The sequence below is a fragment of the Shimia sp. R9_3 genome (genome assembly GCF_017743755.1).
GTDB lineage: Bacteria > Pseudomonadota > Alphaproteobacteria > Rhodobacterales > Rhodobacteraceae > Shimia.
Window position 1 is genome coordinate 1 of sequence record NZ_JAGHRP010000025.1, and the last position, 9716, is coordinate 9716.

At 51.2% G+C, this 9716-nt stretch carries 9 protein-coding genes and 1 tRNA gene; 5 read left to right on the forward strand and 5 right to left on the reverse strand.

Annotated features, from left to right (window positions below; genetic code table 11):
- Positions 1-184: 184 nt before the first annotated feature.
- Positions 185-445 (reverse strand): hypothetical protein, encoded by a 261-nt coding sequence (locus J7412_RS21625; protein ID WP_209081906.1) that lies wholly within the window; start codon positions 443-445, stop codon positions 185-187.
- Positions 446-1357: 912 nt separating this feature from the next.
- Here J7412_RS21625 and J7412_RS21630 point away from each other — a divergent pair.
- The 5 genes from J7412_RS21630 (at position 1358) to J7412_RS21650 (ending at position 5410) form a co-directional block, all read left to right on the forward strand.
- The gene (locus J7412_RS21630; protein WP_209081909.1) at positions 1358-2506 is read left to right on the forward strand and encodes a site-specific integrase; all 1149 of its coding nucleotides are present in this window, start codon (positions 1358-1360) and stop codon (positions 2504-2506) included.
- 169 nt (positions 2507-2675) lie between these two features.
- The gene (locus tag J7412_RS21635) at positions 2676-3404 is read left to right on the forward strand and encodes a hypothetical protein (RefSeq protein WP_209081912.1); all 729 of its coding nucleotides are present in this window, start codon (positions 2676-2678) and stop codon (positions 3402-3404) included.
- Between the two features lie 83 nt (positions 3405-3487).
- Positions 3488-3736 carry a helix-turn-helix domain-containing protein gene (locus tag J7412_RS21640; protein WP_209081915.1) on the forward strand — a complete coding sequence of 83 codons (249 nt, stop codon included), beginning with the start codon at positions 3488-3490 and terminating at the stop codon, positions 3734-3736.
- A 123-nt stretch (positions 3737-3859) separates the two neighbouring features.
- Positions 3860-4078, forward strand: coding sequence for a hypothetical protein (locus J7412_RS21645; protein WP_209066021.1), 219 nt, complete (start codon positions 3860-3862; stop codon positions 4076-4078).
- A 183-nt stretch (positions 4079-4261) separates the two neighbouring features.
- The gene (locus J7412_RS21650) at positions 4262-5410 is read left to right on the forward strand and encodes a hypothetical protein (RefSeq protein WP_209081918.1); all 1149 of its coding nucleotides are present in this window, start codon (positions 4262-4264) and stop codon (positions 5408-5410) included.
- Positions 5411-5860: 450 nt separating this feature from the next.
- On the opposite strand, the gene J7412_RS21655 is transcribed toward J7412_RS21650, so the two are convergent.
- From J7412_RS21655 to J7412_RS21670, 4 genes are all read right to left on the reverse strand, one after another.
- Positions 5861-7369 carry a HAMP domain-containing sensor histidine kinase gene (locus tag J7412_RS21655; RefSeq protein ID WP_209081921.1) on the reverse strand — a complete coding sequence of 503 codons (1509 nt, stop codon included), beginning with the start codon at positions 7367-7369 and terminating at the stop codon, positions 5861-5863.
- A gap of 199 nt (positions 7370-7568) precedes the next feature.
- Complete coding sequence (locus J7412_RS21660; protein WP_209081924.1) at positions 7569-7937, reverse strand: hypothetical protein; 369 nt, start codon at positions 7935-7937, stop codon at positions 7569-7571.
- Positions 7934-9148 (reverse strand): response regulator, encoded by a 1215-nt coding sequence (locus J7412_RS21665; RefSeq protein ID WP_209081927.1) that lies wholly within the window; start codon positions 9146-9148, stop codon positions 7934-7936. The genes J7412_RS21660 and J7412_RS21665 overlap by 4 nt, the downstream gene beginning before the upstream one ends.
- A 445-nt stretch (positions 9149-9593) precedes the next feature.
- Positions 9594-9670, reverse strand: a tRNA-Met gene (locus tag J7412_RS21670).
- Between the last annotated feature and the right edge of the window lie 46 nt (positions 9671-9716).

Consider the following 9716-nt stretch of genomic DNA (forward strand, 5'->3'; position numbering starts at 1 on the left):
TGCCTCAGCGCAAAGGCAATCTGTTCATCGCTGAATCGTTTCTTCGGCATCGGTACACTCCTCTTTGTGCCAGAAATGTACCCAAAATTTCGCTCTCAATTCGGACCACTTTCAGGGGGCAAGACCATAGTCTTTATATGGGGAGGGAGTCGGATCGCGTGGCTTTACGAAAACGCTTACAGACTTAGAATTCTTTGGCTCTGTCACCTTGTTGCCTTTTTTCTAGCAGTTCAACATAGGTCGTTTGCCAATGTTGATCTAAGTCGGCAGGTAATTGCATAGTAAAATGATAAGAAAGCGCAACGGTAGAACATTGCAGCGACTTATTTAGATCTTTTGTCGTGGTGCTAACAACAATTGTAAGTGACCATCCCCCTTCGATATCAAATTTCTCTATGTAACATTCATCGCTTTCTGAGGTTGCCTCAAGCAATCGCGTCTTCACGTCGCCCTCAATACCACTCAAAGTATCACTTGATATCTTTCCATCGACTATTGCGTGCTCTTTTTGAACAAATATGAAATCAAACTGGTTCGACGGTTTAAGTTTGATAGCGTCATAAAAAAACCAAGTTGAATGTATCAAAAAGAGTCACAATAGCATCTGAGATATGTGTATTTTCCGATGCTATCAAATAGCGCAAAGCACTTGTCTCTTTTCCATCTTGGCCATGGCAAGGCGAAGTCAGTGCTAAAAAGAACATCCCGATACAGCCGAGCTGTAAATTGCGTTTTATTCTAAACATCTCGAGCTCGTTTAGGATCGAGGACTCGCTCCTCACCCCAAAGGGGTAAACCAATCCATACTTGCCCGTAAAGAAAAATAAATGCTTTGTCTGTGTGATCGAAAATCGACCTTCATCCAAACCTCTGCACAATCAAGACCCCAAAACTTTGTGCAGCGTTTATATCACACCCTATTTTCCGTTCCAATTGCTTCCAGGGTGCTTCCACTTGGTTGGGGCGCAAACGCAAAAAGCCGCCCGAGGGCGGCTTGTGGCGCAGTTCTGGGTACTGTCACGAGTATGCTTTCGTTTGCTGTGTGGTGTAGCACGGGTGTAGCACGCGCTGGTGCGCTTACCTTACTCGCGGCGCCCCTTGGGTCGCTAGTTCATTGATCTAAGGGGGTAAAATTGGTTGCGGGAGTAGGATTTGAACCTACGACCTTCAGGTTATGAGAGAGGTTAGGCGTTGTTGCACGGTCTGCGCCTTCTTGCGCCCCTCTACCCTATCTTGTTGAATCTATTGTTTTTTAATTGACGGCGATTGCGCCTCAGCTCTACGCCTTACTCCAAGATTTGCGCCCAACTGCTTCCACAGTGCTTCCACAAACGGGCCAGAGACGGAGAAAAACACGATGCCAAAACTGACCAAACGCAGCGTTGATGCCTTTGAAGTGCGCCCTAAGAGCTACTTTGAATGGGACAGCGAGATCAAAGGGTTTGGGGTGCGCATCATGCCTTCGGGCACCAAGACCTATCAGGTGCAATATCGCAAAGGGGGCCGCACCCGGCGGGTGTCCATTGGGCGGCATGGCAACATCACGCCTGAGCAGGCCCGCAACCGCGCCAAAGAGATCATGGGCGAATTGTCTAAGGGCGAGAACCCGGTGGAAGAGATCGCGCTGCACCGCCGCGCGCCGACTGTGGCAGCGCTGTGTGAGCGGTTCTTTGAGGAACATGCCAAAGAGCGCTGCAAGCCCAGCACACAGGGCGAATATCGCCGCGCCATTGACCTGTTTATCAATCCCGCCATTGGGTCTTTCAAAATTGTCGATGTAGAACGCAAAGACATTGCGGAGCTGCACCACAAATTCCGCGATAAGCCTTATCAGGCCAATCGCACACTTGGGGTGTTGTCCAAAATGTTCAATCTGGCAGAAATCTGGGGCCTACGCCCTGATGGCTCTAACCCCTGCCGACATGTTCCCAAGTATCGGGAGCAGAAGCGTGAGCGCTATCTGAGCCAAGGTGAACTGCAACGGCTGGGCACGGCACTGACAGAGGCGGAGCACGATGGCACAGAGACATCCCATGTGGTCGCGGCCTTTCGCTTGCTGATCCTGACGGGGTGCCGATTGGGAGAGATACAAACCCTGCGGTGGAGCTATATCACAGATCGCGGCATGGAGCTGCCAGACAGCAAGACAGGCGCGCGGCTCATTCCCCTGCCCCAAGCCGCCCGCGCCATCCTGAGCGCCCTGCCACGGCGTCCTGACAACCCTTACGTGATCATCGGCAAGCAACCGGGTGGCTATGCCACAGACATGCAGAAACCATGGCGTCGCATTCGCAAGCGCGCGGGTCTTTGCGATGTGCGCATTCACGACCTGCGCCATACCTACGCTTCCAATGCGGTGTCCTCTGGCATGCCCATTCAGATGGTGGGGCGCTTGCTTGGGCACACGCAAATTCAGACAACCATGCGCTATGCACATTTGGCAGATGATCCGGTGCGCCGCGCCGCTGAGGAAAATGCCGCCCGACTGAGTGCGCTGGTCGGTTAGATAGCGTAAGGCAAATTCTCCGCTACATACGGTACGTAGGAAATCCCGATCCTACGTACATACGACTAACGCGGGTATACCCGGAAAACGGGCTTCCTGTGTTCCTCCTACCCGGCGTATACCCCGGGTAGGGAAACGAACCAAAATTACGATGCAAACGAGGCTTGCAGTGACAGACACCATGGCGCTTTGGAAAGGCTCACATTGGCTTTCCAACACACCGAGACTTTTTGCTCAAAGGGTTTTCAAAGAAGAATGGGAAGCAGCGGTTGCGCATCGCGGATCCAAACTTTGGATCCACAATGTCATGGAAGCCGGTGAGCGGCTCAAAGAAAATGGAATGCAGCCCGGGCTGGAATTGCTTGTAAGCGGCTTGCAGGAGGCCGATGAATTGGCGCGGCCCAAGCGTGAACTTTTGGAACGCGCTACAGAGGAAGTTAGGAAACGCCTCAGAACTGGCCAATATCGTGCCTTTGGATTTGACCGCCCAAGAACCTTGGACACCCAGCCTGTGCAGCTACCAGCGGAGGTTTGGACCAGCAACAAATCACTGGAAAAGTCAGAGGTTACGTTCCAATCGCTCACCTTCATCGATGTCCGTGTGCGGATGGTCAGTGTGGAGCGGGATCCCCTGCTCAAGGCGCAGTATGAGGTTCCCGCAGTGAAAGCCGGTCGCCCCACGGTTGGCCCCGCGATTGAGGCCGCATTCGATGCTTTGCACAAAATTGGTGAAATCGACCCAACAGCATCCCAGAAGCACCACTTTCCGAAGATCAGAACATGGATCGAGCGGAACGAAATAGATGTGAACATCCCTCCAGAGGGCATTTCCGACAAAACAATCAGTAAATTTTTCTCTCCTCTTTTCAAACGGTTGAAGGAAAAAGACGATCTATAAATAGTTTGGAGATTTATAGATATTTTTAGAGATTTCGAAGTGGTCCAACGTCAGAGCATCCAAACACCAACGGAGAGAAACGGATGCTCAACCAGACAACAGCCAACGACAACAACGCACCGGCACAGGACTACCTAGACGGCTTCATTGACGAAAAGAAAGCCGCCGACTTCCTGTGCCAGAGTGTCCGCACCATCCAGAAATGGCGCGTGACCGGCTACGGCCCGAAATTCTACAAATCAGGCCGCTCTGTGCGCTATCGCCGCCGCGATCTGCTGGCTTGGGGCGAAGCCCGCCGCGTTGGCAGCACCAGCGCTTATACCGCCGCATGAGTTTTGCCCGCGTTGGGGTTGGCAGCGCCGCGCGGGATTTTGGGGCCGGATGGCTCTTGGGGGCACAGGCGAAACGGTCCTGTGTCCCCGCTCAAACCACATTCCAATTGAAAGACATCACCCATGGCGAACCAGCCTGCACATAAGTTCAAAATCGGCCTGATCACGGCTACCGTCTGGCAGAATGACGGGTTCTATTCTGTTGATCTGTCACGCAGCTATAAATCCGACACCGGCGAATGGCGCAACACCAACAGTTTCCATCATTCCGACCTGCTCAATCTGGCCAAATGCGCAGAGCGCGCCGAAATCTGGATTGGCCGTCAACTGACCGCAAAGTGACCCAGCGCCGGGTCATGCCCGGCCCCAAAACATATGCTGCCCCGCCGGAGGCACAAAAGGGGGCCATAAGGCCCCCGTTTCTTTTCCCAACATCTCAAAACCAACCAGCGGCGCGATATGCCGCGAGAGAGGGGGGTCTTGTAACACCCCCCTCCACGAATACGAAAACGAAAGAGAGCGTAAATGGACGGGGTGATCCTGCATTCTGGCTTTGATGGGTTGAAGTTCACTCTGACCGCCGACATTTTAGCCAGCTTCCGCGAAGAGCTGCTCTCTGCCAAAGCCCATGCCAAAGAGACCCTTGGAGAATGTGTCTTGGAGTTTGGAGACATCACCCTCAACGTTACCAACAAAGGCGCGCGGGGCTTTACCGCCCATACAGGGGATCATGGCGCTGTGTGGTTGTTCCAAGACCCAGAGGACCGCATTCCCAACAATCCGGGCATCACGGTGGACTTTCGGGCCTTTGGGCTTGCGACAGGCGGCTTGGAGGGCGCGGAGAGCCACTTCCGGGACTGCATGTCAGCCTTTGGCATTCCCTACGTGGAAACACAGCTCCGCGTAGCGCGTGCGGATTTTGCGGTGGACTACCTCGCCCCGTGGTTCGAACCAGACAGAGAGGCTTTGGTTGTGCCGCCCGGCACCAAGGTCACGGAATATACCGGCGTGGCTGAAACGGCGACAGTCTCCAGCGGGGCGCGCGTGATTGGCCTGCGGGCGGGTGCCGTCGCCAATCGCCAACTTGCGATATACGACAAGCGCGCAGAGATTATTCAGCAAAACAAAATGGGGTGGCTGACCATCTGGAACACCGCCCTTGGGGCGCAGAACAAACCGCCGTTGGACTTGAAAGACCGCGACTCCAGCCAAGTCTGGCGTTTTGAAATGCGACTTGGCTCCAAACAGCTTCGCAACCGCTTTGAGATGCGCAGTTGGGAAGATGTCCACAACATCATCGGAGACGCCTTTACAGACGCTCTGAGCCGCATGCGCTACAGCGAACCCACCACAGACAGTAACCGCGCCAGATGGCCTGTCCACGGCCTTTGGCGGCAGTTTGAAGATGTGATTGGCAACGACCTACACCAGAACTGCGCAGGCGTGCTGCCCTGTGACGTGGTGAAAGCCAACCGTATGGCCAAGATGCGAGAACTGGACGCGCAATTGCTTGGGTTGTTCGTCACGCGGGCGGCGATATCCGGGGTCAGTGCGGAAGAGTTTGCGGAATTTATGGAAAGCCACGTTGATGCGCTTGAACGATTGGGCGCTGAGCATCCCCAGCCACTCGCAGAAAGGATTGCGAAGGCGCAGGCAAAGTATCGGTTTTTATAAGAGCAATACAGCGCAGCTTATTAGCATTGCAAACTCCATCCAGCGGCTCGCGGCTCCCATTCATGAAAATTGCGATGAAGCTTGGCTTTGGACCCAACCCGGTCATTTTGATTTCATGAGGTGCGCACTCGGAGCAGCAATTTTTCTGTACGGGTATAAACTCCACGAAGCAGCGTAGGGACGAAATCTGCCATTTGTGCACAACGCAGCATTTCCTAACGCGGCTAGCCTCAAAATTGCGGCAGACTTTAAGGCGAAACGCGCGCAACGATTGAGTGTTTCGCCGCGCTTGGTGCACGGCGGATCAGCCACTCCCCACACAACCGAAGCGGAAGGTGACATGCCTCTGGAGCCGCCCAACAAGTTAAATTTAGCAGCGCTCATAATCTGGCGCAGCTTATCAAGCTTGGTTGACTTTGAAGGGAAGGACAATAGGTGTCCAAGCGCCGACTAAATCATCGCCTCCGGCAACATTAACAAGAAGTTCGCACCCCCACTCGGACCATTGGATGCGCTGATCGCCCCGCCGTGAGATTCGATAATTTCCCCAGCAATCGCCAAACCAATCCCGTATCCATCAGGCTTTGTGGTTTCCCCCAATTCGAAAACCTTGCTTGGCGGATTCTGCGATATACCTGGTCCATTGTCGGTAACTTGGATCTGTGCAAACCCATCAGCACGCCAAACCCTTACTCGAACAGTGTTTGCTCCGTGTGTTTGTTTTGAAAAGTAAAGGGCATTACCCACCACATTCTCGATTACTCGTTCAATATAAAACCGCTGCACGCGGACCAACGGGTCCGACTCAATCTCTACTTCAAAATCTACGTTCTCGATGCCGGAGACAACACGCATCCGCTCCTCGACCTCTTTAATCAGTAAGCTAATTCGAGCTGATTTCCGTGAATCTTTCGCAGAGCGAAACCCCTGCAATTGCTTGGAAAGCACATCTGTCATCCTCTGTATTGCGTCGAGTGCTGAGGTTGCGTTTGAAACAATCCTTGAATGTGGCTCGTCAATATCCGAGTCCCTAATAGTAATGAGATTGCTTCTGACTACTGTAATTTGATCGCGAATATCGTGATTTCGCTGCAGCACTTCATTTCCCACAGCAAGAAGGGGCACCAGCTTTTTTAGTTCAGATTTTAGAAGCATCAAATCGGTAATACGTTGCTGTTCAGCGAGAAACCGAGCTGTTTGTTGAAGTACAAAATCGACAAATTGCTCATAAACCGTGGGTACTCCTCCCGGATACCGTACAAATGCTCCCAATAGTCCTGCTGGGGATCTTCCAATCGACACAGGACGAAAGGACGCAGATCGCCAGCCATTATCGTGGCAGGCCGAGTAGACACCAAGGCCGGTACTTTCCTCCTTCTTTGCCAGTGCCAATGAATTAAGGTCAATACGGTTTCCCTTAGTCGCCAAAGCCAACAATGGATGATCTAGATCAAGTACGTCACAGTCGAAAGTCGCGTCAGAGCAAGCATCGCATTGGAGAAACTCTTGTTCTGAAGCAAATCTCCAAAATACCAGGTCAATATCCGGAACTAACGAACTCAGAGACTCAAGATACAGAATGTACAGATCGGAAGGATCTGAAAATTCCACAGAGCTTTCAACTTGAGAAGATGTCGATATAAGTGATTGAAAAATATGGCTTTGATATTCGTTGCGTAGTTCTGTCTCGAGGTAGTGCTTCAGCATCCGATAGCTGCTGTTGCTCCCTCCCGACGTTACGATATTTATGGAAATAAAGCTTGCTCGAGAATCGGACTTTTCTGAAAAAAAGAAACTGCGCCCGGTCATGTCGAGCACAATGTCTATGTGTAGGAGTTCGTATTCATTAAGGCCAAAAGGCATCAACTCAGCGCGGGACTCAGCGGCAACTGACCTGCACAAATTCTCTCGCAATAATCGAGAGTGAACTGCAGTGGTGAACTCGTCCAGACGGTCCAAGAAGACTTCCGACGATAGCTCCTTGCGGTTACCTCTTCGGCGAGCGAAATTCGCACTGAGGAAAATCTCGCTTGTATCTTTAGGAAGAAAAGATTCAATCGCGGTTGCGATTTGCTCCCTAACGACCTCAAGAAAGTCATCACTGAGCGATATAAAATTGTGTCGCAGACGCCTCAATGGATCAACCTGTTAAAAATCGCTACTCCGCGTATGCTTGAAACCAATATGCCAATCGAGCAGCCAGAGGCATTTCAGATATCGTCTGTTCTGATTCCATGTCATCGATTTCATCACCTTCCTTCATACCACCGCCAGCAAGGTGAGCCCCAGAGGGCACCGCGAACCCCAGCAAGAACGCTTTAACAGGATCATCTAACTCAAATAATAGCGTAATAAAAATTGCTGTCGCAATGAATACCGCCATCACAAACACATAGACTAACTTTGAAGCCGCTTTGCTAAATCCGATATTCGGGAAAAACTTCTTTTCCAACCGAATGCAGCGATAAATTCGCACGCACTCGAAGAATGCTAAACCTAGGAGTGACGATGCGACGACTGAAATCATTTAGTTCCCTTTGCAGAAGATTTTCGAAAAGTGCTCTGACGCGTCTTTCCACACAAAGTAATTTCTAATTCGTGATCCACAATTAGGTTGCGGCCTACTAGTGCGCGCCGTTTTGCACATAGCTTGCCTTTGTTCGCGCAACTGCTTGGGCACTTGATAGCAAAAGGCGACCGGCTCCAATCTTTTACAGCTCTTACTGACAGCCCCAATCGTTTCACTCTTCCATTTCGTTGGTTCACCAGATCGATCCATATTGTTTCGGAAAAATACTCGTATGTGCGAATCCCACGCGAACCGTCTGTCTCGATCAAGCTGGGAGATAGAACACCAAGCTCATTCAAGTCTTCAAAACTAGCAAACGTCCACGGAGATCCAGTGTCGAAATGAACATCCAGCTGTTCTCCTGCGACTCTCAAAGTTACAGTTGGATAGCTGCTAAGACGGTCCGGGCCAACGCAGTTTCCTTGCGCAGCTGAGTCATCAGTCGCAATGTCATCTATTGTGTCCGGAGCCGAAAATTGGAAGGGAACGCGATCTAGCTCCATAGCGATCGAAGTAACTTCACCACTAGTGGGAATTGTCTCAGTGTCCTCCAAACTCTTAACTGGTTTGTTCGGGTCTGCGCAAAGGAGTACCCAACTTTTTCCAGACTGAAACTCTTCCGCTAGAGTTTCTGCCGCCAACTTTCGAGCCTCATTGCGAATAGAGCGCTTAATCTTGCTTGGGAGATTCACATATTCAGAAAACGTAATCTCGAACGGATCCTTTGAAAGAAAGTTACTTGAGAGCTTTTCGTTGGATTGCCGCGGGGTGTACTTTGGTGGATTCTCTACAAGGTATCGAATTTTTGAGACGAATGAATCAAATGAAGGATCCTTAGGATCAGGCAGATTCTTGTCCATCACCCCAACATTCTTTCGTATTCTTGATATCCGCTTTTGGTACTCTTCCAAATGCAAATAAGAAGAAAGAATGCATATCGGTAAATTGGTTCTAGTTTGTATGCGCTTCAAAAAGTCGAAACCGCTTTCGTCTTTGAGTCGCAGATCAAGAAGTACTAGGTCAATGTTGCCGCTAGAGCTGAATTTTCTTATCGCCTCATAGATCGAAGAGGCACCGTAAACGTGAATACCGCGTCGCCCTAGCTCCTGCGTAAACGGCTTGTACTGTTCAATATGATCGTCGACCCACAGGACTGAATATCCAGCCAAAACACACCCCCCAGCTGAAATCTGTTGCTTCTAGTTTAGCGAGCAGTGATCCGCAAGACAATCCTGCAGGTAGGTGTTGGGTCATAGACGCCCGGATCGGCGACATGGGTTGCATCGCGACGATAGGCGCACCGCACTTTCGAGCGAATGCTGCATTAGCGAAGATCGAAAAATGAATGTCGGCAAAGTCCGCTTTGCACTCATTGCTGTAAACCGCAGCGAAGGTCCACTTCCGATCCTAAATTGGCTAGGAGCGCTACGCATCATGTCACGTGGCATAGCCTTCTGTGTTGAAGTCGGAAGCTTGCTCTAAAGTCCAGCGTTGCTCTGTCGCCACACCGTTTTTGTCGTTCCTGTTGCTTCCACAGTGCTTCCACGCGCGAGATGGCGACGTGGACACGCATTTAGGCGCACGTCTTAAGCTGTTGTAATTGTTTAGTATTTTTGGTTGCGGGAGTAGGATTTGAACCTACGACCTTCAGGTTATGAGCCTGACGAGCTACCGGGCTGCTCCATCCCGCGACGCTTTTGATCTTTGGCCTGTGTTGGCTTTAAGATCTGTCGCCCT

Coding starts and splice junctions, on each gene's coding strand:
- J7412_RS21650 (WP_209081918.1), top strand. CDS start 4,262: ATGGACGGGGTGATCCTGCATTCTGGCTTTGATGGGTTGAAGTTCACT.
- J7412_RS21630 (WP_209081909.1), top strand. CDS start 1,358: ATGCCAAAACTGACCAAACGCAGCGTTGATGCCTTTGAAGTGCGCCCT.
- J7412_RS21660 (WP_209081924.1), bottom strand. CDS start 7,937: ATGATTTCAGTCGTCGCATCGTCACTCCTAGGTTTAGCATTCTTCGAG.
- J7412_RS21645 (WP_209066021.1), top strand. CDS start 3,860: ATGGCGAACCAGCCTGCACATAAGTTCAAAATCGGCCTGATCACGGCT.
- J7412_RS21640 (WP_209081915.1), top strand. CDS start 3,488: ATGCTCAACCAGACAACAGCCAACGACAACAACGCACCGGCACAGGAC.